This is a genomic window from Ralstonia sp. A12 (genome assembly GCF_000801955.1).
GTDB lineage: Bacteria > Pseudomonadota > Gammaproteobacteria > Burkholderiales > Burkholderiaceae > Ralstonia.
The window spans coordinates 1-22647 of record NZ_JSZO01000004.1 but is presented as its reverse complement, the minus strand read 5'-3'; the positions used below and the strand labels follow the sequence as shown (position 1 = coordinate 22647).

Below are 22647 nucleotides of genomic sequence, written 5' to 3'. Positions count from 1 at the left end.
CCTACGCGCGCCGGATGCATCACTCACCAAATCCGGGCCGCGCGATACGATATCTACAAAAGAGCCGGAGACAACTCAATGGGTGTTTTTACCTGCAGGGGACGTGGGCGAAGTATGCGCGCCCGCAGCCCTCGAGGCTGGATCACGCCGTTGCTCGCTGCCTGCCTGGTGGCGGTGACTGCGCACGCCTTGGCGCAAGACCCCACGCGCCTGACCATCATGGTCAGCGGCACCGCCAAGATGATCTACCTGCCTGCCACGCTGGCACAGCGCCTTGGCTACTTCCGTGACGAAGGGCTGGAGGTGGAACTGCTCTCGCAGCCCGCCGGCGTGGATGCGGAGAGCGAGCTGCTCACCGGCTTTGCGCAAGGCGTGGTCGGTTTCTACGATCACACGATCGACCTGCAGGCCAAGGGCAAGGAAGTGCGCGCCATCGTGGTATTCAGCCAGGTGCCGGGCGAGGCGGAAGTGGTTTCCACGCGGCTGCCCGCCACGGTGGAATCGATGCGCGATCTGCGCGGCCGCACGTTGGGCGTGACGGGCCTGGGCGCGTCCACCAGCTTTCTCACGCGCTACCTGATGGCACAACAGGGCCTGTCTGCGGGTGACTACACCATGCTGCCGGTCGGCGCCGAGCACAGCTTTGCCAAGGCGCTGCGCAGCGGCCGCATCGATGCCGGCATGACCACCGACCCGACTACCTCGCGCCTGGTGCGCGGCGGCGAGGCCCGCGTGCTGCTCGACCTGCGCACGCTGGAGAGCACGCGCGCCGCACTGGGCGGCCCGTACCCGGCCGCGTGCCTGTATCTGCAGACCGAATGGCTCGAAGCGCATCCGGAACTGGCCACCAAACTGGCCCGCGCTTTCGTGCGGACCTTGCGCTACATGCACACGCACAATGCGGAGGACATTGCCGCGCGCATGCCGGCTGAATTCCGCCGCGAACATTCCGAGCTCTACGTCAAAACGCTTGCCGCCGCGTTGCCCACCTTCAGCACCGACGGACGCATGCCGGACGACGGCCCACCCACCGTCCTGCGCGTCCTCGCCGCCAGCAATGCCAACGCGCGCAACAAGCACATCGATCTCTCGCGCACCTATACCAACAAGTACGTCGATCAGGTGCGCGAGCGCTAAGAACCTGCCCATGATCCCACTGCGCGGCCCGATCTTGGCCCTGCGATGCTCGCCGTACACGTGTACGGCTGCGCTTCTCAGACCAACCTCGAACTGCTCGCGACGGATCACGAGCAGGTTCCGAACCCCCAATCAGAAGCGGGTGCGCATACCAACGCCGAACTCGGTCTGGCTGTTGTGGCCGTTGGTCGAGCCCACGATGTACTGATCCTTCAGCTTCATGTAGTCGGCCGCCACGTAGAACTCGGTGCGCTTGGACACGTGATAGAAGACCGAACCGTACAGCGTGCTCTTGCGGCCGCTGCCCGACGCCGTGGCACCCAACACGCTGGCGTACGCGTTGAGCGTGTTGCCGTTGGCGTCGAAGGCGGCGTTGTTGGCCTTCATGATCTGGTAGCCGATCTCGTAGTCGAAGGCGCCTTGCGGAGCGACCTTCAGCGACAGGGTGTAGGCGTTGTCGCTGCGATTGCCGATCGCGGCCGGCTGCTCGCCGGTGTAGTGGAAGTAGCCAGCGTTGATGCGGAAAATGCCGAGGATCACGTTGCCGCCCACCGAGTACGAACGGTCGGTAAAGCCGTTGACCTTGGCCTGCTGCGCGAAGCCCGCCACGTGGAAGCTGTCGCCGTTGTAACCCAGGGCCAGCGATTCGGTGGAGCCTTGCGAGAACTGGCCCGGCACTTCGCCAAACTGGTAGCCCAGGGCGGTCAGGAAGCGGCCGTCCCACATCTTCTTCCACACCACACCGTTGTTCAGGCGCGTGCCCGTGGCGCTGCCTGCGTAGAAGATCAGTTGCTTGAAGTTGTTGACGTTGGTGTAGCCGCCTTCTTCCAGGCTCACCTTGTCGCTGGTGTACGGGTCACCGTAGATGGCCGAGACGTCACGCGCGATGGCGTTCTGACGGCCGAAGGTCAGCTTGCCCAGCGCTTCGCTCGACAGACCCACCCATGCGTCACGGTTGAACAGCACGCCCGGGGTGTCCATGTTGCCGGTCGGCGTTTCGAACTCGGATTCCAAGCGGAAGATGGCCGACGTACCGCCGCCCAGGTCTTCCTTGCCGGTCAGGCCCCAACGGCTGCCCGAGAACCAGGGCACCTGGAAGCCGGTGGTGCGTGCGCCGGCCGCGTTGGTGTTGTTGACGGTGCTGATGGTGGTGTCGATCAGGCCGTACAGCGTCACGCTCGACGCTTGTGCGTGGGCACCGGTGGCGGCCAGGGTGGCCGCGGCGGCCGCAGTCGCCGCGAGGGCGAACTTGATACGGGACATTGAAGTCTCCTTCCTTTGTGGGTGATGGGTGCTCGGTCGTGATGCCGGCTTTGGGTGACGCGCAAGGGCAGGGGGTCAGGCCGCCCGATGCAATCGCTGGGCGAGCGTAGAGGGGGCCACCTTTCTGGAGCCTTTCGCGTCGGCATGCGCGCAACGTTAGGGTTCGCCCGCATTGGGGCGTTGTTGCGCCGGCCGCTGCAACGCATTGCAGTCATGGAAATCCGGCTCGCGGTAGAGTGTGGAACCGTTCCAACCCAACCCCACCTGACCTTCCCATGCATCCGTCCCAAATGACCGGCCTGCAATTGCTGCAGGCCATGTCGCGCGGTGAGCTGCCGCGCGCGTCCATCAGCGCAACCATTCCGATGTCGATGGACGCCATCGAGCCCGGCACCGTGCACTTTGGCGCCCAGGCCGACAAGCGCCACCTCAACCCGCTGGGCGGTGTGCACGGCGGCTTTGCGGCCACGGTGCTCGATTCGGTGACGGGCTGCGCGGTGCATTCCATGCTCGAAGCCGGTGTCGGCTACGGCACGGTCGACCTAAACGTGAAGATGGTGAAGGCGGTGCCGGTGGATACGCCGCTGGTGGCCGTTGGCCGCGTGCTGCATGTCTCGCGCACGATCGGCGTGTCGGAAGGCACGCTCAAGACGCAGGACGGCACGTTGCTGGCACATGCCACGGCAACGTGTGTCATCCGCCGTCCGTAAGGGGCGGCAACAAGGAAGGGGGCCTCAGCGCCCCCTTTTTTATGAGCGCAACCGGCTGCGCTCAAGCCGCCCGCTCCGCCATGGCGGCCTCGAACAGGGCATCGACACCGCGCAGTTGCTCCATTGACCAGATGCGCTGGATCAATGCCTCGCCGTTCGCGCGGGTGATGGCCGTGCCTGCGGTGCGCCAGAACTTGGCTTCGATCGCCTGACGGGTCAGCGGCGCATCGGGTGCGCCCGGCAGGTCGTCAACGCGTTCAGTCAGCACCTCCCCCGAACGCAGATACACCGAGATGCGGTTCGGAATGTGCCTCGGATACAGCGCGGTGAGCGCCGGGTCTTCCTCGACACGGATCTTGGGCATCAGCGCACGCACATCTGCGGCGACGAGTTTCTCGGGGGCGTAGCTCGCGTTCGTCAACGTGCCGTCGAGGAGGGCACGCGCCACGACGTAGGGCATGCTGTGGTCGGCGGTTTCCTTGGTGGCCGGCGCCCAGACATACGGCCCGCTTCCGGTGATCTTGTAGCCGAGCTGCGTGGTGGCAACGACCACCTTGTCGATCTGTGCCGGATCGTGGATGCGCCCCGACAGCCGGATGGCTGCCTCCACCGCAGTCAGCGTGTGGCCTTGTGCGGGATACGGCTTCACCAGCACATCGGCAATGCGGAACGGGCGGCCCGGCCCGCCGAACGCCGTCGTATCAATGGCAATCGGTTGGCCGGCGACGAGCTTCTCGAACCCGTAGTTGCCTTCGAAGATGGGGCTGGGGCCGGTAATGCCCTCCCGTGCAAGGCTGGCGGCAAAGACACCACTTTTTGCGGCCGACGCATCGGCCAGCCCCTTCCAGTTCGACAGCACCTGCGTTCGGGTCTGGTTCATCGCCACGTGGTCAATGAGTGCGATGTTGACGGCCTGCGTCAATTGCTCGACCGAGAGCTGCATCAGCTTGCCGGCGGTCAAGGCGGCGGTGACCACGCCGTAGCTCGGGTTGTCCCAGCCGCGCGGGCTGATGGCAGCGGCATCGAACAGCCGGCATTCGATTTCGTAGGCGATGAGCGAGGCCAGGATGAAATCCTGGATCGAGCGCCGCTCCGATTGCGCCACGGCAAGACTGACCGAGATGAAGTCGCTCGGATGCCCGATCTCCTTGGCGGCGTAGCCATCGTTGAGATCGTAGTAGCGGATGGCCGCGCCATTGGCGAAGGCGGCAAGCTCCGGCGTCGTGCGTTGCGCGGCGCCGATCAGCGTCGAAGCATGACTCGCACCGGCTTGCGCAAGATGGAAACACCGCTGGACCACCGGCTCCTTCAACGCCGCCAGCGCGCAGCCGAACGTATCGACCAGCCGCAGCTTCAACGCTTCCAGCGCACCGGCGTCAATGTCTTCGTATCGCAGGCGGTGCACGTATTCAGCCAAGCGGTTGGCGATGGGCGGCACGGCGTTGGCGGCAAGCTTGGCCGCGTCCGCAAGGGCTTGCGCCGACGGGGCCCCCGCAAAGGCAACGCCAGCCGTACCGGCAAGCGCACGCAACAAAAACGCGCGACGGCGCGCAAGCGTGATGGACATGTCACGATCTCCTGATTTGGGTCTTTTGTTTGAGCATCAGAACAGCTTGCGCATGCCCAACGCCACGCCCGTGCTGACGGAGCGGCCGCTGGCGAGCGAGTAGTGCAAGAAGCTGTAGTTGTAGTTGTCGAAGTCCAGCGCGGCGCGGTGTGCGGCACCGGCCGCGAGATAGAGCGTCGTCGTCTTCGACGGAAAGTAGTTGAGCTGTACCGTGACCTGCTGCGGATTGGTCAACTGTGGCGCGGGCTGCCCGGACGCGGGGTTCTGCGCGCGGACATTCTCGTAATAGAACGCGCCGATGGCCTGGAGGCGCTCCGACAGGCGATACCGCACCCCCGTCCACAGGAACGTGTAGCGCGTGACCACCAGTGGCGTGTTCACGTTGCCATTGCCCTCGGTCAGGCCGACGATCCACTCGGCACGGCCCAGTGCGACCATGGCGGCCGCCGAGTAGCGCCGGAAATGCGTGACGTTGCTGAGCTGCGCGCCGTTGACGTTGTCATAGGCCGCAGCAAACGACAGCGGGCCGCTCGCATAGTCAAAGCCGGCGCCGTACGCAGCACTGGTCTGGAACGAGCCCGGCGTACCACCCAAGGCGTAGTGCGCCTGCACGGCCAGCGGGCCGGTCTCGAACCGGTACTTCACGACGCTGTTCTCGCGAAAGTTCAGGCCGACGATGGCACCGGCAGGCTCATACAGCGTGGAGTACGCGCCGGTGGGCGAGTACTTTTCCATGACGTCGAACAGCGTGGAGTATTGTCGGCCCAGGCGCAGCATGCCCCACTGGTCGTTCTCCAGCGCCACCCACGCGGAGCGATCAAAGCCGCCCCCGCCCGAACCCGTTCCGGTGCCGTTATTGAGGTTGATGCCGCTCTCCAGGCGGAACGCTGCCCGCCAACCACCGCCCAGGTCTTCCTTGCCCTTCAAACCCCAGCGCGAGCCGCTCTTGCCGCCCGAGGCCATGCGCGTCTGCGTGACGGCGCGACCGTCGCCCGGCGCTGCCTGGCTGGTGAGGAATTCGGTATAGACGTCGGCAACGCCATACAAGGTGAGGGTGGACTGTGCGCTGGCGCTGGCCGAAAGAAGGCCCAGTCCGCATAGCGCGAACATTCGCGTGGTCATGGTTGTCTCCTACTGTTTTGATTTTTGAGGTACGGCAAGTGCCGGCGGCGCCGGCAAATCGGGGCTATGGCATGCGCCTCTGGCTGGCGGCATGGCGGGCAAGCACGCGGCGCGCGCGTGTGATGCCAGGGGCGTCGACCATCCGCCCGTCGAACCGGAGCGCGCCCCGGCCCTCGGCGCGCGCAGCATCGAAGGCAGCCAGCAGCGCGCTGGCGTCGGAGACCTCGTCAGCCGAGGGCATGAATGCGCGGTTGAGGACCGCCACCTGTGCGGGATGGATGCAGGTGGCGCCGGCAAAGCCCATGTCGACGGACTGCTGTGCCGCACGCTCGAAGGCATCGAGATCGTCCAGTACGTCCAATCCCCCGGTCAGGCCGAGCGGCAGGACGCCGGCGGCCCGGGCGGCGATCACCAGTAGTTGCTTCGGCACGCGCAGCACCTCGGCGCTGGCACGGCTGTCGCAGGACAGCGCAAAATCGCCGCCGCCAAGCATCAGGGCCGCAACTCGCGGCGTGGCGCGCGCAATGTCGCTCATCACCTCGAAGGCGCGCGGCGTTTCGATGATGGCGATGATGCGGGTCCGGCCAAGCGGGGTGCCGCAGGCGTCCTCCAGCAACGCCAGTTGTTCATCAATGGCCTCCAAATGGGCCGCGCCGCGCACCTTGGGCAGGACGACGCCGCTTGCGCCCGCAAGAACAGCGGCACGCAGGTCGGCCGCCATCGGTTCAAGCGGGCCATTGACGCGCACCAGCAGGTCATAGCCGATGCGGGCCAGGCGTGGAATCGCTTCGGCAAGCGCGCCGCGCGCCTGCGCCTTCTGTTCGGGCGGCACACCGTCTTCCAGATCGAGGATGACGGCATCGGCCCCGCACACCTCGGCTTTGGTGACGTAGCGGGGGACATGGGCGGGCACATACAACAGCGAGCGCCAGACCGGCAAGGGTAACGAAAACATGCTGACTCACTAAAATGAAAGTGACTTTCATTTTTTGTGTTTGGCATCGAATTCGTCAAGACTATCGTTAACCCTTGTGATTGCTTGCACACGAAAACCCCCACACCAGCCGAGCAGGTCTACGCGACTATTGCCAAATTCGCGCTCACAAATATAATGAAAACAACTTTCATTTTCTAGCGACGCCATCAGCGCGTCGGCCAGCACGTCACGAGGTCCACATGAACACGCAAACAGAGGGTGGCGTCTCCGCGGTCAATCGCGCCCTGACCGTCCTGCTCGCCTTCGGCAACGCCCCCAATGGGCTGATGCTTGCCCAGGTGAGCGAGGCCACCGGGCTGAACATGAGCACGCTGCTGCGCATGTTCGAATCGCTAGAGCAGTTCCGCTTCATCAAGCGGCTGCCGGACGGGCGCTATGTGCTGGGGCCGGCCAACTTCCATCTGGGCATGACGTATCGCGAGTCGTTCCAGCTGCGCGAGCACGCCGCGCCGATCCTCGCCCGACTCTCGGAGGAGACCGGCGAAACCTCCGCGTTCTATGTGCGCGAAGGCGACCAGCGCGTCTGCCTGTTCCGCTTCCACGCCGAGCGCTCGGTGCGGACCAACCTGCGTGAAGGCGATCGTTTCCCGCTCGATGTGGGTGCCGCAGGGCATGTGCTGCTGGCGTTTTCCGGCACACGCAGCGCGGAGCACGAGAAGGTCGTGGAGCAGGGGTACGCCGTCTCCATCGCGGAGCGCGATGCGGAAAGCGCGGCGATTGCCTGCCCGGTGTTCGGCGTTGGCCGCGTGCTCAGCGGCACGATCTCGCTGGGTATCCCACGCTACCGCTTCAACAAGAAAGTGCAGAACGACTATCTGCCGCGCGTGCTGGACGCCGCCGCCGAGTTGACACACGCGCTGGGCGGCGACCTCCCATCCTCAGGCGCAGCCACCACCCAGGCCGACCCGCTCGGCGCACTACAGGCGTAGCGCAGGCGCCCAGGCGCGCCACACCAGTTACCCATCCCGGAGACCCCGATGTCCGTTGAACACATGCCACCCCAGGCGGGGAAGGCCCCCTTTCGCGCGCCGACTGGCCCGATCCACGTGAAGCAGTTTGATGCCGATGCCCGCGGGCCACTGGCCGGCGTGCGCGTCATCGATCTGTCTCGCCTGATGGCGGGCAACATGCTGAGCGTGCAGCTCGCCGATTTCGGCGCCGACGTGATCAAGGTCGAAGGCGAGCACGGCGACACGCTGCGCGCGGTGGGTGCCGGCGGCATCAGCACCAACTGGAAGGTCTACGGGCGCAACAAGCGCAGCGTGTGTGTGGATCTGCGGTCGCCGGAGGGCATCGATATCGTGCACCGGCTCGTGCGCGAGGCCGACGTGTTCATCGAGAGCTTCAAACCCGGTGTTGCCGAGCAGATGGGGCTGGGCCCCGAGGTGCTGCTCGCGCTGCGCCCGCAGTTGGTGATTGCGCGTATCTCCGGCTGGGGGCAGAGCGGCCCGTACCGGCACAAACCCGGCTTCGGCACGCTGGCCGAGGGCTACGCAGGGTTCGCGGCCATCAACGGTTTCGCCGATCGCGAACCGGTGCTGCCGCCGATGTTCCTGGGCGATATGACGGCCGGCCTGTCCGGCGCGATTGCCGTGCTGGTGGCCCTGCGCGCACGCGATGCCGAGGGCGCTACCGGCCAGGTGATCGACGTGTCGCTGTTCGAGCCGCTGTTCTCCATCCTCGGGCCGGCTGCAGCCAACTACGCGCTCACGGGCAAGATCAAGCCGCGCACCGGCAGCCGTTCGACCAACACCGCGCCGCGCAACACGTACCGCACGCGCGACGGCAAGTGGCTGTGCATGTCGAGTTCCACGCAGGGGATGGCCGAGCGCCTGCTCCGCGCCATCGGGCGCCCCGACCTGATCGACGACCCGCGCTATCGCACCAACGTGCAGCGCGTGCAACACGCGGAAGACCTGGACGCCATCGTGGGCAGCTTCATTGCCGAGCGCGATCTGGACAGCAATCTCGCCTTCTTCGAGGCGGCGGGCGTCACCGTCGGGCCCATCCACGACATCGAGCAGATCGTGCACGACCACTACGTGATCGAGCGCGAAGCCCTGGTCGAACTGCCGGACGACGACGCGGGCAGCCTGCCCATGCACAACATCGCGCCGCGCCTGTCCGGCACGCCTGGCGTGTTCCGCCGGCCGGCACCTGCACTCGGCGAGAACAACCGCGAAATCCTGCTACCGCTGCTGGGCGAGGACGACTACGCGCGCCTCACGGCACAGGGCGTGATCCTGCCGCGCTAGGCAGTACCACCAGAACACAAATCAAAAACGAGGAGACTGCATGAACCCGCGCTGGACCCACCGGCCGCCCGGTTCCAATTGGGGCGACTTCGGCATCGATGATCAACGAGGCAGGCTGAACTGGCTGACGCCGGACCGCGTCTTGCGCGCCGTCGCAGAAGTGCGCGAAGGCGTGGTGTTTTCGCTCAGCCTGCCACTGGACGTGCCGCGCGGCGGCGGGCTCAACGCGCGGCGGCAGCCGCCGACGATCAGCCCCGCACTGCTGCAAGGCAAGCCCTACTTCGGTTATCGCGCCGAGGAAGTGGCACGTAACGCCACCGACGTCGTCTGCGACGATGCCTTCTGCATGCACTCGCAGTTCTCCACGCAGTGGGATGCGCTGTCGCATGTCGGCTCGCTGTTCGATGCGGACGGTGATGGCAACGCCGAAGCCGTGTTCTACAACGGCTACCGCATGGACGAACACGTGCGGGTGCCGCAGGCCGGCGCATCGACAGGTGGCGCACATGCACTGGGCATCGAAGTCATGGCCCAGACCGGCGTGCAGGGGCGGGGCGTGCTGGTCGACCTGCGGCACCACTTTGGCGACGCCCGCCGCAAGATCGGCTACGACGACTGGATGGCCGTGCTGCGTGCCGACGATATCGTGGTCGAGCACGGCGACATCGTCTGCATTCACACCGGCTTTGCCGATCGCCTGCTGCAAGCCGATGCCGCTGGCGAACGCGCCATGCCCGACACCTGCTGCGTGCTCGACGGCAACGATGAGCGGCTCCTGAACTGGATCGATACCTCGGGCCTGGCCGCACTGGTTGCAGACAACCACGCCGTTGAAGAGCGCCCGCAGCAGCTTGCCGACCGAACCAGCCCCGGCGCGCTGATGCCGCTGCATGAGCTGTGCCTGTTCAAGCTGGGTATCCACCTGGGCGAGCTGTGGCACCTGACACCGCTGGCGCAATGGCTGCGCTCGCATCAACGCAACCGTTTCCTGCTGACCGCGCCACCGCTGCATGTGCGTGGGCTCGTGGGCTCACCGGTCAATCCGGTCGCAACGGTCTGAACCCTGCAGGAGACACTCCATGTCTGCAACCTATGCGCAGTCGATCGCTGCGCGCATCGACCGCTTGCCGGCCACCGGCACCATCTGGCGCCTGGTGCTGCTGTTGAGCGTCGGCGGCTTCTTCGAGGTCTACGACCTGTTCCAGATGACCTACCTGCCGCCCGGCCTGATCCGAGACGGCATCTTCCACGCGGGCGCGCACGGCACGTTCGGGATGTCGGACCAGGGCGCGCTGGGCGCGGCGACGTTTGCCGGCCTCTTCATCGGCGAGATGTTCGTCTCGCGCCTGGCTGACCGCATCGGGCGGCGCACCGTGTTTACCGGCGCGCTGCTGCTGTACACCGCCGCCAGCGTGGCGATGTGCTTCCAGAGCTCGGCGCTCGGCATCCACCTCTGCCGCTTCGTGGCCAGTTGCGGCGCAGGCGCGGAGCTGATCACGATCGGCGCGTTCCTGACCGAACTGGTGCCCAAGGACATGCGCGGGCGGGCCTTCGCGGTGTGCTTCGGCATCAGCTACCTGGCCATGCCCGTGCTCGCGCTGGCGTCCTGGCTGTGGATTCCGCAATCGCCGCTGGGCATCTCGGGTTGGCGCTGGGTAGTCGCTGCAGGTGGCAGCGGTGCCATCGTCGCGTGGTGGCTGCAGCACCGCCTGCCGGAGTCGCCGCACTGGCTGGCCATGCGCGGACGCACCCAGGAGGCCGAAGCCATCGTCCAGCAGATCGAGGATCGCGTGGAGCACGAATCCGGCCGCCCCTTGCCACCCGTCCCGACGCCGCAGGCCGCACGGGCGCCGGGCAGCGCGCCTGCCGCGCAATCGATGTGGAACCGGCGCTACCGTGGCCGCACCGTCATGCTGATCACCTTCAACGCGTTCTTGAGCATCGGTTTCTTCGGCTTCAGCCAATGGCTGCCGACGCTGCTCGCGGCGCAGGGCGCGTCCATCGCCAAGAGCCTCTGGTATGCGTTCGTGATTGCGTTTGCATATCCGGTATCGCCCTTCATCGGCGGGTTGCTGGCGGATCGCATCGAGCGCAAATGGCTGATCGTCGCCACGGCCATCGGCGTGGTCGTGTTCGGCACCGGGTTCGCCTTGTCGGGGCAAGCGCCGCTGGCGATCCTCTTTGGCGTGCTCATCACCCTGTGCAACACCGTGATGGCCAGCAACGCCACCGCCTATCAGGCCGAGGTGTTTCCGACCCAGATCCGCAGCCGCGCGCTGGGGTTCGTGCACGCCTTCGGGCGGCTGACGGGCATTGCCAGCAGCTTCATCATCGCCTTGCTGCTGGAGCGCGCGGGCGCACCTGCGGTGTTCGTGTTGATCAGCGCGAGCATGTTGATCGTGGTGCTGTCGATCGGGATCTTCGGGCCGCGCACGAACAACCGCTCGCTCGACGAGATCGCCGGCACGGAAGAACCGCGCGCACACGACGCTGCACCGGCCCTTGGCACGCTGCCGGCAAGCCGGTCCTGACGCGCCACGGCGCACTTACACTTCCCGCTGGGGCGGCGGAACCGTGCCGCCAGCCCCATGTCTGATTCGTCCCATCCTCAGGAGTCACACCGATGTCTACCGAGCAACCGCTGGTCTTGTCGCCCCAATCCACCGCACTGGTGCTGATCGACCTGCAACGCGGCATCCTGCCGTTCGCGCAGGGGCCGCACTCGCCGGAACAGGTGTTGGGTGCCTCCGCCAAACTGGCCAAGCGCTTTCGCGCGCTTGGCGCACCGGTCGTGCTGGTGCGCGTGGGCTGGGCGCCGGACTACGCCGACGCCCCGCGCCAGCCCGTTGACCGCCCCGCGCCCACGGTGCCCGGTGGCCTGCCGCCGCAATGGTGGGAGCAGCCCGCCGAGCTGGAAGTCGCGCCCACCGATATCCAGATCACCAAACGCCAATGGGGCGCGTTCTACGGCACCGAGCTGGACCTGCAACTGCGCCGACGCGGCATCAGCACCATCGTGCTGGGCGGTATCTCGACGCATGTGGGCGTGGAATCGACCGCGCGTGCCGCGTGGGAGCACGGTTACGCGCTGGTGCTGGCCGAAGATGCGATGAGTTCGAACGATGCGGCGCTGCACCGGTCATCGGTGGAACACGTCTTCCCGCGACTGGGCCGCGTGCGCAGCACGGACACCATCCTCGCGGCCTTGAAGGCCTGAGCGTTCAGGCACCGTCCTCCACCGGCACGTACAGCACCACCCGCAGCCGCGGGTCTTCCATCACCGGCAGGCCGATGTAGTCGTAGCGGACGATCTTGCCTTCTGGCGTGCGGATCAGCTTGTGCTCCGCGCGCTGGGCACGCACCTCGTGCTGGCGCCACCAGGTGTCGAACTCGCGGCTGTCGGAGCGCAGGCGGTCGACCAGCGCCACGAGCACCGGGTCGTCCGCATGTGGGTCGTACACCGCACGAAACTTGGCCAGCATGCGGCGCGCCTCGTTCTCCCATTCGACAAAACGCTCGCGCGCGTTGGCGTACAGGAACATGTAGACCAGCGAGTTGCAGTCTTCCTGCGGCATCGTGCCGAAATCCATGAAGAGCTGCGTGGTGGCCTCGTTCCAGCACAGCAGCTCGGTGCGGTAGCTGCGCACGTGGGCGGGCAGGACCATGCCGGCGACGGCACGACGCAGGACATCCGGCACGGCTTCAGCCGGTGAGTGCCCGGCCGGCCCCGTGAAGACCGCTTCCGCGCGCGCCAGCCCACGCATGTGCGCCCGCTCATCCGGCGATAGCCTCAACGCCCGGCCGATCGCCTCGATGGTCGCCACCGAGGGCCGCACGTCGCGCCCCTGCTCGATACGCACATACCAGTCGATGCTGATGTTGGCGAGCTGCGCCACTTCCTCCCGGCGCAGCCCGGCAGTACGGCGGCGCCCGGTGCCTTCGGGCAGCCCCACATCCTGCGGGCGCAAGTGGCTGCGGCGGCTGCGCAGGAACTCGCCCAGCTCGCTACGGGGCGCATCAGGGAAAGTCGGGAAGGGGGCCAGATCAGCAGTGAAATCGTCCATGGCGACATTACACACGCCAGCGCGTGCGGGTGGGAGGGACAACGCAATCCTAGGTTAATCCTAGCTCTGAATCGAATCGGCACCGGCGCTTACGCTGCGTTCACCTCTCTTTCCGGAGCCGATCGTGACCCACGTTTCTTCTGCTTCTTTCGCCTCAGAACCACGCCGCTGGCTCGCCTTTGGTGTGATGGTGACGGCGCAATTCATGTTCATCGTCGATGCGTTCATCGCCAATGTGGCGATCCCGAGCATCCGCACGAGCTTGCACGCTTCGCCTGCGCAACTGGAAGCGGTGCTGGCGGTGTACCAGCTCGGCTATGCGATTTTGCTCATCACCGGTGGCCGCCTGGGCGACCTGTTCGGGCGGCGGCGCGTGTTCCTGGCGGGCCTCGTCGCCTTTGCCGCCACCTCGGCCGGCTGCGGGCTGGCGGGCAGTGCGGCAGCGCTCATTGCATGGCGGTTTGCACAGGGGTTATCCGCCGCGATGATGGTGCCGCAGGTGCTGGCGAGCGTGCAGGCGCTCTTTGCCGGCGCGGAGCGCGACCGCGCGCTGTCGATCTTCGGGCTGGTGATGGGCACCGGCGGCGCGGCCGGGCTGCTGGTAGGCGGTGCCCTCACCAGCGCGGACATCGCCGGGCTGGGCTGGCGCACGGCCTTCCTGATCAACGTACCGGTCGGGTTGACGGCGGCGCTGCTTGGCTGGCGCTGGATTCCGCGCCCGGCCGCAGGGGCTGCGAAGGTCCACCTCGACACCGCCGGCGTGGCATGGATGGCCATCAGCGTGGCCGCCGTACTCGTGCCGCTGCTGTTCGGCCGCGAACTGCACTGGCCGGTGTGGAGCCTGGCGTTGCTGATCGTAGGTCTGCTCGGCATGGCAACGTTCCAGCAGCTTGAAGCCCGCGTCGACCGTGCCGGCGGCACGCCGCTGCTGCCGCCCGCGCTGCTGCAACACCGCGCCTTCATGACCGGCATGACGGCGTCGGCGCTGCACTACATCGGAATGATGGCGTTCTTCCTGGTGCTGACGCTGTATCTGCAGAACGGGCGGCAACTGTCTGCGATGTACATGGGCGTGGTCATCCTGCCGCTGGCGCTTGCGTTCCTCGTCACGTCGCGGATGGCCAATGCGCTGGTGCGGCGTTACGGCATCCGTTCGCTGCTGGGCGGCCTCGGCTTGATGGCGGCGGGCCTGTTGATGTTGCTGTCGGGCTTCGGCACGGAGTGGGTGCACCCCATCGCCCCCAGCATGACGCGCATCAGCATCGCCCTGGCGCTGCACGGCGCGGGGCAAGGGCTGGTCATCGTCCCGCTGATCGGCCTGGTATTGACCGGCGTGCCGCGCACGCAAGCCGGCGCAGCGGCAGGATTACTGATCACGGCGCAGCAACTGGCGGGGGCACTGGGCGTCGCCTGCATCGGCGGGCTGTATTTCACTTTCGCCGCCGATGGCAGCGTGACGAGCATGGCGCACGGCACGATGGCCGGGTGCCTCGCGATGCTGGTGGCGCTGGGCGCGGCGGCGGCGGGCTTCATGCGCCTGGGGTCGCAGCAGCGGCAACTGGCGGCGGCCGGTGTGGCCAGCCCGGCCTGATCGCGCCATTCGATACTGCGGCGCGCGACACAAGCGCGCCGCAGTGCATTGATCGACCTGGGCGGCGGTCCCACACTCCCGCGCGATGCACTCCGCATCGTCTGCATTCCGCTCCGCATGGCCACCGTGTCTTCGCTTCGCACCGCATCGCCCTCCATCTCCCTGGCCCGCCGCCTTGTCGCGGAAGGGCTCGGCACGGCCCTGCTGATCGCCGTGGTGATCGGCACGGGCATCCACGCGAACCGGCTCTCCGGCGGCGATGCCACGTGGACGCTGCTGGCGCAATCGCTGGCAGGCGGGGCGGGGCTGTGCGCGTTGCTGACGGCGTTTGGGCCGGTATCGGGCGCGCATCTGAACCCGGCCGTCACGCTGTCGGCGCTGGTGCAAGGGCGCCTGCACTGGCGTGAAGCGCTGGGGTATGTGGTCGCCCAGGCAATGGGTGCCGTGCTGGGCGTGATGGCGGCCCATGCGATGTACGGCATGCCGGCGCTGTCGGCAGGCACCCACATCGCCACCGGCCCCGCGCTGTGGTGGAGCGAGGCACTGGCAACGTTCGGGCTGATGGGTGTGGGCATCGCCTGCGGCCGTCACGCGCCGAAGCAATTACCGCTGGTGGTCGCCACCTACATCGCAGCCGGGTACTGGTTCACGGCCTCGTCTTCACTGGCCAATCCGGCGCTGGCACTGGCCTGCGCGCTGACCGACGGCCCCTCGGGCATCCGCCCCGGTGACGTGCCCGGCTACATGCTGGCGCAAATGGTTGGCGCGCTGGTCGCAACGCCGTTGTTTGGTTGGCTGATGGGCGCCAGCGCCGCAGAGGCAGCACCCACAATCGACGCATCGGCAAAGGCACCGGCGCAGACGCTGTCGCTGCCTGCCAACCGCCGCGCCATCTGACGTGCGGCGCTCAGTGGAGCTGGGATAGCCCGTTGTTACGGGCGAACTGGAAGAGATCAGTCTCGCGCGCCAGGCCAAGCTTGCGCAATGCAGCCGTCTTCTGGGTGCTGACGGTCTTGACGCTCGAACCGAGCTTGCGCGCAATCTCTGACACGGCCATGCCACCGGCATACAGGCAGACGACCTCCCGCTCACGCGCGCTCAGATTCTCGAACACGTTGCGCACGTTCGGGTTGAGCCCGCTTTCCTCCAGGATGCTGGGGCTGTAGTAGTGCGCCCCGCGCGCGGCCGCCGCGATGGCGTGGCCAACGTAGACCAGGTCATCGCTCTTGCTCACGATGGCGGCCACGCCAAGCTGGCGCATGCTGCGCAGCAAGGCAGGGTTGTGCACCATCGTACAGACCACGATCGCCCGCTTCGGGTGCTGCTTGCGCAGGCGCGCCAGCAACGCCATGCCATCGAATGCCGGGTCCCCGTTCATGCGGTAGTCCGTGACGATGACATCGCAGTCGATATGTTCGAGCACCTGCATCAACTCATGCCCATCGTGCGCCTGCGCAATGACGCGCTGCTGCGGAAACTGCGCGATGGCAGCCGTCAGCCCCATCAGGATCACCGGATGATCATCTGCCGCCACGATCGATAAGAAAGGGGACATGGCGTGCGATCAGGTGAGCGCTGGCGCTTGGAAGCGCGGCTGCCCATCAGCCACCGACACGCGGCGTTGATGGACAGAGACGATGAAGCAGCGATCGACCCGCGGGTGCAGCAGAAGGGAGGAGATCAGAGCCGTCATGGGATGTGGGAGAGCCGGCAAAAGAGTGCCGGTAACCATACCCACGCGCGAAGCCCAATGGGATCAGACTTTTCTTACTTTCGGCGCCCCGTAACCTTTCGGGGCAGAAGCCATTTCAATCAGGGCTGCACGAAACTGAATCAGGCTGCCGCCTGCACGTGCGCCAGGAATGCCGTAGTCGACAACGGTGCCGCCCACAGATAGCCCTGCCCCGTTGCACAGCCCAGGGTGCGCAAGGTCTGGCGCTGTGCATCGGTTTCCACCCCTTCAGCAATGCACTCCAGATGCAGCGTGCGCGCCAGTTCGATCATGGTGCGGCAGATCACGCCGCGCTGGCTGGTCTGGTTGACGGCCGCCGTGAACGAGCGGTCGACCTTGAGGATGGTGAAGGGCAGGTCGGCCAGCAGCTTGAGCGTGGCAATGCCCACGCCAAAGTCATCAATGGCCAGCGGATGGCCAAGCAGACGCAGGCGGTTGAGCGCGATGGTCAGCTGCGTGGCATCCGGCACCGGTGAGTCTTCCGTCAGCTCCAGGCTGATGGAGGCCGGTGCAATGCGCGCCTCGCGCACAGTGGATTCGATCCGCTCGATGGTGCCGGGGCGGCTGAGCGTTTGCGCAGAGGCATTCACGCCAATCGGCACCGGATGCGCGTGGGCGGCCAGTGCGTGCTGCACGCGCACACAATGCTCCAGCACATGGAAGAACAGGCCGTCGGCCAGCCCCAGCGCCTCCAGGCGCGGCACGAACGCGGCGGGCGACACGCGCCCATGCACCGGATGCATCCACCGGCACAGCGCCTCGGCGCCGACGATCTGGTCGCTGGCCAGATCGTGTTGCGGCTGCAGGACGACCTCGATCTGCTCGGGCGTCTCGTTGATCAGCACAGCAAGCTCGTCGTCGGAAAACTGCGGCGTACCAACCGGCGCGGCGGGTGCTGGATTGCGTTCGCGCGCGGCGGCTTCTTCCAGCAACGGCAGCACGTGTGCAGGGCGCAGCGGCTTCTGCACGCCGTGCGTGTGCGTGAGACCGATGGCATCGGCCAGGCTCACGTGCGATTCAACGATCGGCGCGTCCATGGCGCTCACCCATGCCCACACGGGCGCCTGCCGGGGGAACACCTGGCCGCCGCGCAGCAGCATCTGCTCCATCAGTTGGGGGCCGTTCATGCCGGGCATGTCGATGTCGCACAGCACGAGGTCGACGTGGCAGAGCTGGAGCAGGTAGAGCGCCTCGCGGCCGTCGCAGGCGGTGAGGATCTGCTGCACGCCTAGCGTGTGGAGCAGTTGGCGGGCAGCGGCCCGTTGCACGGGATGGTCGTCCACCACCAGCACGGCGAGTTGTGCGAAACCTTCCATCGGCCAGTCCTTGTTGTTGTAGGTATTGGGCGAGGCGCATCCCGTTTGCGCCGTGCTGCATCCGCCGCGTGCCGTCATTGAAGCACTGCGCGCGCCCCTTGTCAGGCGGCGCCAGAAAAAACAAAGCCCGCGCAGCTTTTCAACTGCGCGGGCCTTGAGCGATTCCCCCAACCTTTTGAGCTTCCGACATCCGGTGTCGACGGCGTCGGGATGTCAGAAATCGTGCCCTAAAAAAATGAAGCCCGCAACAGGGGCGGGCTCAAAAGGGGGGGAGTGCTCTCTAAAGAGAGAGCAAGGTGAAGTTTAGTGGAGGGGTTCCCGTCGGACTGTCCGGATGCCGCCGAATCGCTTGTAGGACAAAGGCTGACGCAATTTCGCGATGTTAGGCGCACAAAGCACGTGGTTGCGCGCACATTCGAGGCATTGGCGTGATTCAAGCAACGCTTTGAATGACGCTGTCCGACACATCGCCCTTGGGCTGGAATGGCGGCTTAAAGCAGGCGATTGAAAAAAGTGCTCGTTGCGATCGGGCAACGCCCAGATGCTTTGAGACAGGAAAGTAGCGTAGCCGGAATCGGCCGGGATGCAAGGCGACCCGATCAGACACGAATCAGGCGCAGAAAAGAAAAAAGCCCGAGCACCAGGTGCTCGGGCCACAATCCACCAAGGAGGGTGGAGGAGACAGTTCCTACTATAGCGAATCATTTGCTGCGTTGCAATAACGTAGAACTACTTAATGCAGCCAACGTTGCCAAGGCGCCACGGGTTGCGAAAACGATTGCAGTCGTCACGGGATGACGCGGCGCAACAAATGATGCGGCACGCCGGGGAGGCCCCAGCCTCCCGCAGCGCGCCGCCAATTGCTTCAAAGCAGAGCGAGAAAGTATCCGCTCACTCAGAGCGTGTCGATTAAAACGCCGGCAGGATCGCACCCTTGAACTGCGTGTCGATGAACTTGCGCACGTCTTCCGACTGGTAAGCACGCACCAGCGTCTTCACCCACGGCTGGTTCTTGTCCTTCTCGCGCACGGCGATCAGGTTGGCATACGGGCCCTGGCGGTCTTCCAGCGCAATCGCGTCCTTGGTGGGCGACAGGTTGTTCTTGACCGCGTAGTCGGTGTTGATGGAAGCGACGTCCAGATCATCCAGCGAGCGCGGCAGTTGGGCCGAATCCAGCTCGATCAGCTTGATCTTCTTCGGGTTCTCGACCACGTCGCGCGGGGTGGCGTTGTTGCCGTTGGTGCCCGCGCCGGCCTTGAGCTTGATCACGCCGGCCTTCTGCAGCAGCAGCAGGGCGCGGTTGCCGTTGGACGGATCATTCTGGATACCAACCTTGGCGCCTTCCTTCAACTCGGCAAACGACTTGATCTTCTTCGAGTAGAAGCCCATCGGTGCCACGTAGGTCAGGCCCACGTTGACGATCTTGTAGTGGCGCGCCTGGATCTGGCTGTCGAGGAAGGGCTGGTGCTGGAAGCCGTTGGCGTCCAAGTCACCCGAATCGAGCGCGGGGTTGGGCTGGGCGTAGTCGTTGAACTCGATGATCTTGACGTCCAGGCCGTCCTTCTTGGCGACCTTCTGCACGACTTCCCAGATTTGCGCATCGGGGCCGCTCATGGTGCCGAGCTTGATCTGCTTGGTGTCGGCGTTGGCTGCGGCAGGCACGGTGGCAAAAGCGGCAAGTGCAATGGCCGGTACGGCCACGCGCGCCAGGCGGGAGAACAGAGACATGGAGAAACCTCGTGGATTTTGTCGTGGATACGTGAACGAAAGCCGCCCGCGGGTAGCGGGCGGTGTGTGACGTGATCCTGGCATAGAGGCGCCGATGGCCGAACGATATTTTCGGCATGTCGATATGCCCTGCGACGGTGCAAAGCCAAGCAGCGTGCCGGTTTGCGGCAGCCGGCCTACTCGGTCTCGTCCACCTCGACGGGCGGCGGCTCGGCGGCGGGCAGGGCGACGACGAAGCAGGCGCCGCCATCGGCAGGCTTCTCGACCCAGATGCGGCCGTTGTGCGCGCTGACGATGGCCTCGCACACCGCCAGGCCCAGGCCGACGCCGGTGGTGGCCGATTCCTTCTCGCCGCGCGTGAACTTCTCGAAGATGATTCGCTCGGCGCCGGCCGGTACACCGGGGCCGTGATCACGCACATGCAGGTGCAGCTCCTGGCCGCGTTTAGCGTCTTGCACGATGGTCGCGGAGATGCGCACCTCGGTGCCGGCGGGGGCAAACTTGCCGGCGTTCTCCAGCAGATTGGACAGCACGCGCTCCATGAGCGGGCCGTCGCAGCGCACCAGCGGCAGTTCGGCCATGTCGTCCACCACCACGCGGTGATCGGGCAGCGGAATGGTCTGCAATGCCGCGCCGACCAGCTCTTCAATCGACTGCCACTCCAGCCGCAGCTTGACCTCGCGGTTCTGCAGGCGCGCCATGTCGAGCAGGTTGGTGACCATCGTGCGCATGCGCTGCGCCTGCTGGCCGATCGCGGCAGCGGCCTCGGCCTGCAGGGGTGACAGGGGCGGCTGATTGGGTTGTGGGCGCGTGAGCGTCTCGGCCATGCCAACCAAACCCGTGAGCGGCGTCCGCAAGTCGTGCGACACGGCGGCCAGCAGCGAATTGCGCAGCCGCTCCGACTCAATGCGCACCAGCGCGTCCTGCGCGATCTCCACGTAATGCACGCGCTCGATGGCAATGGCGATGAGCGTGGCACAAGCATCGATCTGGCGGCGGTTGTCGGGCTGGGCGAGCACCTGGAAGGCCTCCGGCTCGACGGCCAGCACGCCGCGAATCGCCATCGGCGCCTTCAGCGGCAGATACAGCACCGAGCCCGACGGCAGCGTGTGCGTGCCGGTGCCAGCGGGTTGGCCGTGCTGATAGGTCCAATCGGCCAGCACGCGGTCCAGGTTGGGCATGCCCGAGGGTGCCGCATTGGGCACGCCGGACACCGCAGCAGCCCCCTCCGGCTTGGCGATCTGCGGCGCGCCCAGCCGGCCATCCAGCCCGACAAAGAAGAACGCGCAGCGCCCGCCGAACGTGGCGTTGACGAAGCGCCCGCCGATGCTGACGATCTGGTCCAGCGTGAGTGCGGCAGACAGCTCGCGCGCGGCCTCATACAGCGCACGCGCAGCGGCCTCGCGCTGCACAGCGGCTTCGGCCTGTTCACGCAAACCCGCCGTGAGCTGCCCCACCAGCAAACCCACCGCCAGCATCACCGCGAAGGTCAGCAGGTATTGCACGTCGCTCACGGCAAACGACCAGCGCGGCGGCACGAAGAAGAAGTCGAACAACGCCACCGACAACACCGACGCCAGCGCCGCCGGCCCGCGCCCGTGACGCATCGCCACCGCCACCACGGCGGCCAGGAACAGCATGACGATGTTGGCCAGGTCGAATACCGGGCGCACGAGGCTGGAGAGCGCCGTGGCAACGCCCACGTACACACCCGCAGCCAGGTAGCCCGGCGTCAGCCAGCCGGGTTGTGCGTCCGCCGCGCGCTCGATGTCGGTACGCACATCCGCCCGTCCGACGCTTGTGCCCATGCCTGCCGCCTTGGGCGTGAGCTGGATGCGCGCCGGGTCTGCCGCCGCGCGAATCACATCCACTTCCGGGCAGTGCCGCGCGAGCGCTTCGGCAAAGTCGCCGCTGGGCAGGCGTCGCTCCAGCCCGATGGCCAGCCGCAGCGCCACGACGATGGCACGCGGCGAGCGCCAGCGCTTCTCCGGCGGCCGCCCGATCACCGCCTTGGTGATGTTGTGGCGGCGGATGTAGCCGGTGATGGCCTCGATCGCGTTGGTGCCGGCCAGCGTCTCCACCCGCGCACCCGCGTCTTCGGCCAGCTTGAGCAGGGCGTGCAGGCGCTCGGAACGGCCATCGGCGGCACGCAGATGCGGCATCACCACCGCCACGGCGTGCCAATCGCATTCAAGCTGCGCGGCCAGGCGCGCGGCGCTGCGGATCACCTGTTCGCCATCGCCCTGTGGGTCCAGGCAGGCGACGATGGTTTCGCGCGTGCGCCAGACGTTTTCGATGCGGCGGGCGCGGCGGTAGGCCTGCACGTCGTCGTCCACCCGGTCGGCGGTGCGGCGCAGAGCGAGTTCGCGCAGGGCGATGAGGTTGCCCTTGCGGAAGAAATTGCGCGCGGCGTGCTGCGCCTGCTCGGGCATGTAGACCTTGCCCTCGGCCAGGCGGCGCAGCAGTTCATCGGCGGGCAGGTCCACCAGGATGACTTCATTCGCGCTGTCGAACACCGCGTCGGGCACGGTTTCCCACACGCGGATGCCGGTGATGCTGCCCACGGCCTCGTTCAGGCTGTCGAGATGCTGGACGTTGACGGTGGTCCAGACGTCAATGCCTGCGGCGAGCAGGTCTTCAATGTCCTGCCAGCGCTTGGGGTGGCGGGAGCCAGCGACGTTGGAGTGCGCGAGTTCATCGACGAGGATGAGGGCGGGCTTGCGCGCCAGCGCGGCGTCGAGGTCGAACTCGGGGAGGGCGCGGCCCTTGTATTCGATCTGGCGGGTGGGGAGGTGTTCTAGGTCAGCAACCAGCGCGGCGGTTTCTGCGCGGCCGTGGGTTTCGACCAGGCCGATGACGGCGTCAATGCCCTGGGCGCGTGCTGCCTTGGCCGCGGAGAGCATGGCGTAGGTCTTCCCCACCCCCGCGGATGCGCCGAAGTAGATGCGCAGCTTGCCGCGGGCGGCGTGCTCCTCGCCGGATTGGAGTTCGGCTAGGAGTTGGTCTGGGTTCGGGCGCGCGGCTTCTTGCATGTTTGTATTTTGGGTTTTTGGGACCCGGTGGTCCATCCCCTGTTTCATCCCCTGCCGGGGCTGACTCACTTTCTTTGTCTTGCCAAAGAAAGTAAGCAAAGAAAGGCGTGCCCGATGCAGCGAAAGACTCCTT

Annotated in this window: 18 protein-coding genes; 9 read left to right on the top strand and 9 right to left on the bottom strand. The window is 66.3% G+C overall.

Features of this window, described 5'->3' with window-relative positions; genetic code table 11:
- Positions 1–78 precede the first annotated feature (78 nt).
- Complete coding sequence (locus PI87_RS07785; protein WP_039597146.1) at positions 79–1137, top strand: ABC transporter substrate-binding protein; 1059 nt, start codon at positions 79–81, stop codon at positions 1135–1137.
- Between the two features lie 132 nt (positions 1138–1269).
- Here the strand turns inward: PI87_RS07785 and PI87_RS07780 are convergent, their stop codons facing one another.
- Complete coding sequence (locus tag PI87_RS07780; protein ID WP_039597145.1) at positions 1270–2400, bottom strand: porin; 1131 nt, start codon at positions 2398–2400, stop codon at positions 1270–1272.
- A 275-nt stretch (positions 2401–2675) separates the two neighbouring features.
- On the opposite strand from PI87_RS07780, the gene PI87_RS07775 reads away from it, so the two are divergent.
- Entirely contained in the window at positions 2676–3110 is a 435-nt protein-coding gene (locus tag PI87_RS07775; RefSeq protein WP_039597144.1) for a PaaI family thioesterase, read from the top strand.
- A gap of 61 nt (positions 3111–3171) precedes the next feature.
- On the opposite strand, the gene PI87_RS07770 is transcribed toward PI87_RS07775, so the two are convergent.
- The 3 genes from PI87_RS07770 to PI87_RS07760 all read right to left on the bottom strand — a co-directional run bounded on the left by PI87_RS07770 (position 3172) and on the right by PI87_RS07760 (position 6754).
- Positions 3172–4677, bottom strand: a complete 1506-nt coding sequence (locus PI87_RS07770) for an MmgE/PrpD family protein (protein WP_039597143.1) — start codon at positions 4675–4677, stop codon at positions 3172–3174.
- A 36-nt stretch (positions 4678–4713) separates the two neighbouring features.
- The gene (locus PI87_RS07765; RefSeq protein ID WP_039597142.1) at positions 4714–5799 is read right to left on the bottom strand and encodes a porin; all 1086 of its coding nucleotides are present in this window, start codon (positions 5797–5799) and stop codon (positions 4714–4716) included.
- Between the two features lie 64 nt (positions 5800–5863).
- Entirely contained in the window at positions 5864–6754 is an 891-nt protein-coding gene (locus tag PI87_RS07760) for an HpcH/HpaI aldolase/citrate lyase family protein (RefSeq protein ID WP_039597141.1), read from the bottom strand.
- Positions 6755–6975: 221 nt separating this feature from the next.
- Here PI87_RS07760 and PI87_RS07755 point away from each other — a divergent pair, with 221 nt between their 5' ends.
- From PI87_RS07755 to PI87_RS07735, 5 genes are all read left to right on the top strand, one after another.
- A complete protein-coding gene (locus PI87_RS07755) occupies positions 6976–7725 on the top strand; it encodes an IclR family transcriptional regulator (RefSeq protein ID WP_039597140.1) in 750 nt (249 codons plus the stop codon).
- A gap of 48 nt (positions 7726–7773) precedes the next feature.
- Positions 7774–9051, top strand: coding sequence for a CaiB/BaiF CoA transferase family protein (locus PI87_RS07750; protein ID WP_052321446.1), 1278 nt, complete (start codon positions 7774–7776; stop codon positions 9049–9051).
- 40 nt (positions 9052–9091) lie between these two features.
- Complete coding sequence (locus tag PI87_RS07745; protein ID WP_039597139.1) at positions 9092–10111, top strand: cyclase family protein; 1020 nt, start codon at positions 9092–9094, stop codon at positions 10109–10111.
- A gap of 19 nt (positions 10112–10130) precedes the next feature.
- On the top strand, positions 10131–11582 hold the full coding sequence (locus PI87_RS07740; protein ID WP_084209911.1) for an MFS transporter: 1452 nt from the start codon (positions 10131–10133) through the stop codon (positions 11580–11582).
- Positions 11583–11674: 92 nt separating this feature from the next.
- Complete coding sequence (locus PI87_RS07735) at positions 11675–12268, top strand: hydrolase (protein WP_039597138.1); 594 nt, start codon at positions 11675–11677, stop codon at positions 12266–12268.
- Positions 12269–12272: 4 nt separating this feature from the next.
- Here PI87_RS07735 and PI87_RS07730 read toward each other — a convergent pair whose 3' ends face one another.
- Positions 12273–13115: a helix-turn-helix transcriptional regulator gene (locus PI87_RS07730; protein WP_052321445.1), complete on the bottom strand. Its 843-nt coding sequence runs from the start codon at positions 13113–13115 to the stop codon at positions 12273–12275.
- 124 nt (positions 13116–13239) lie between these two features.
- Between PI87_RS07730 and PI87_RS07725 the strand changes: the two genes are divergently transcribed.
- Together PI87_RS07725 and PI87_RS07720 are read left to right on the top strand one after the other, a co-directional pair.
- Positions 13240–14706 (top strand): MFS transporter, encoded by a 1467-nt coding sequence (locus PI87_RS07725; RefSeq protein ID WP_039597137.1) that lies wholly within the window; start codon positions 13240–13242, stop codon positions 14704–14706.
- A gap of 117 nt (positions 14707–14823) precedes the next feature.
- A complete protein-coding gene (locus tag PI87_RS07720; RefSeq protein WP_052321459.1) occupies positions 14824–15603 on the top strand; it encodes an MIP/aquaporin family protein in 780 nt (259 codons plus the stop codon).
- A 10-nt stretch (positions 15604–15613) separates the two neighbouring features.
- On the opposite strand, the gene PI87_RS07715 is transcribed toward PI87_RS07720, so the two are convergent.
- From PI87_RS07715 to PI87_RS07700, 4 genes are all read right to left on the bottom strand, one after another.
- Positions 15614–16261: a response regulator transcription factor gene (locus PI87_RS07715; protein ID WP_039597136.1), complete on the bottom strand. Its 648-nt coding sequence runs from the start codon at positions 16259–16261 to the stop codon at positions 15614–15616.
- A 278-nt stretch (positions 16262–16539) separates the two neighbouring features.
- Positions 16540–17754 (bottom strand): EAL domain-containing response regulator, encoded by a 1215-nt coding sequence (locus PI87_RS07710; protein ID WP_039597365.1) that lies wholly within the window; start codon positions 17752–17754, stop codon positions 16540–16542.
- Positions 17755–18663: 909 nt separating this feature from the next.
- Positions 18664–19482, bottom strand: a complete 819-nt coding sequence (locus PI87_RS07705) for a MetQ/NlpA family ABC transporter substrate-binding protein (RefSeq protein ID WP_039597135.1) — start codon at positions 19480–19482, stop codon at positions 18664–18666.
- 176 nt (positions 19483–19658) lie between these two features.
- A complete protein-coding gene (locus PI87_RS07700) occupies positions 19659–22514 on the bottom strand; it encodes a sensor histidine kinase (RefSeq protein WP_039597134.1) in 2856 nt (951 codons plus the stop codon).
- Positions 22515–22647: the final 133 nt, after the last annotated feature.

Bases quoted from the DNA above. Each gene is read 5' to 3' on its own strand.
- PI87_RS07765 (WP_039597142.1), bottom strand. From the start codon at position 5,799: ATGACCACGCGAATGTTCGCGCTATGCGGACTGGGCCTTCTTTCGGCC.
- PI87_RS07785 (WP_039597146.1), top strand. From the start codon at position 79: ATGGGTGTTTTTACCTGCAGGGGACGTGGGCGAAGTATGCGCGCCCGC.
- PI87_RS07775 (WP_039597144.1), top strand. From the start codon at position 2,676: ATGCATCCGTCCCAAATGACCGGCCTGCAATTGCTGCAGGCCATGTCG.
- PI87_RS07760 (WP_039597141.1), bottom strand. From the start codon at position 6,754: ATGTTTTCGTTACCCTTGCCGGTCTGGCGCTCGCTGTTGTATGTGCCC.
- PI87_RS07740 (WP_084209911.1), top strand. From the start codon at position 10,131: ATGTCTGCAACCTATGCGCAGTCGATCGCTGCGCGCATCGACCGCTTG.
- PI87_RS07700 (WP_039597134.1), bottom strand. From the start codon at position 22,514: ATGCAAGAAGCCGCGCGCCCGAACCCAGACCAACTCCTAGCCGAACTC.
- PI87_RS07715 (WP_039597136.1), bottom strand. From the start codon at position 16,261: ATGTCCCCTTTCTTATCGATCGTGGCGGCAGATGATCATCCGGTGATC.
- PI87_RS07730 (WP_052321445.1), bottom strand. From the start codon at position 13,115: ATGGACGATTTCACTGCTGATCTGGCCCCCTTCCCGACTTTCCCTGAT.
- PI87_RS07710 (WP_039597365.1), bottom strand. From the start codon at position 17,754: ATGGAAGGTTTCGCACAACTCGCCGTGCTGGTGGTGGACGACCATCCC.
- PI87_RS07720 (WP_052321459.1), top strand. From the start codon at position 14,824: ATGGCCACCGTGTCTTCGCTTCGCACCGCATCGCCCTCCATCTCCCTG.
- PI87_RS07780 (WP_039597145.1), bottom strand. From the start codon at position 2,400: ATGTCCCGTATCAAGTTCGCCCTCGCGGCGACTGCGGCCGCCGCGGCC.
- PI87_RS07745 (WP_039597139.1), top strand. From the start codon at position 9,092: ATGAACCCGCGCTGGACCCACCGGCCGCCCGGTTCCAATTGGGGCGAC.
- PI87_RS07705 (WP_039597135.1), bottom strand. From the start codon at position 19,482: ATGTCTCTGTTCTCCCGCCTGGCGCGCGTGGCCGTACCGGCCATTGCA.
- PI87_RS07750 (WP_052321446.1), top strand. From the start codon at position 7,774: ATGTCCGTTGAACACATGCCACCCCAGGCGGGGAAGGCCCCCTTTCGC.
- PI87_RS07735 (WP_039597138.1), top strand. From the start codon at position 11,675: ATGTCTACCGAGCAACCGCTGGTCTTGTCGCCCCAATCCACCGCACTG.
- PI87_RS07770 (WP_039597143.1), bottom strand. From the start codon at position 4,677: ATGTCCATCACGCTTGCGCGCCGTCGCGCGTTTTTGTTGCGTGCGCTT.
- PI87_RS07755 (WP_039597140.1), top strand. From the start codon at position 6,976: ATGAACACGCAAACAGAGGGTGGCGTCTCCGCGGTCAATCGCGCCCTG.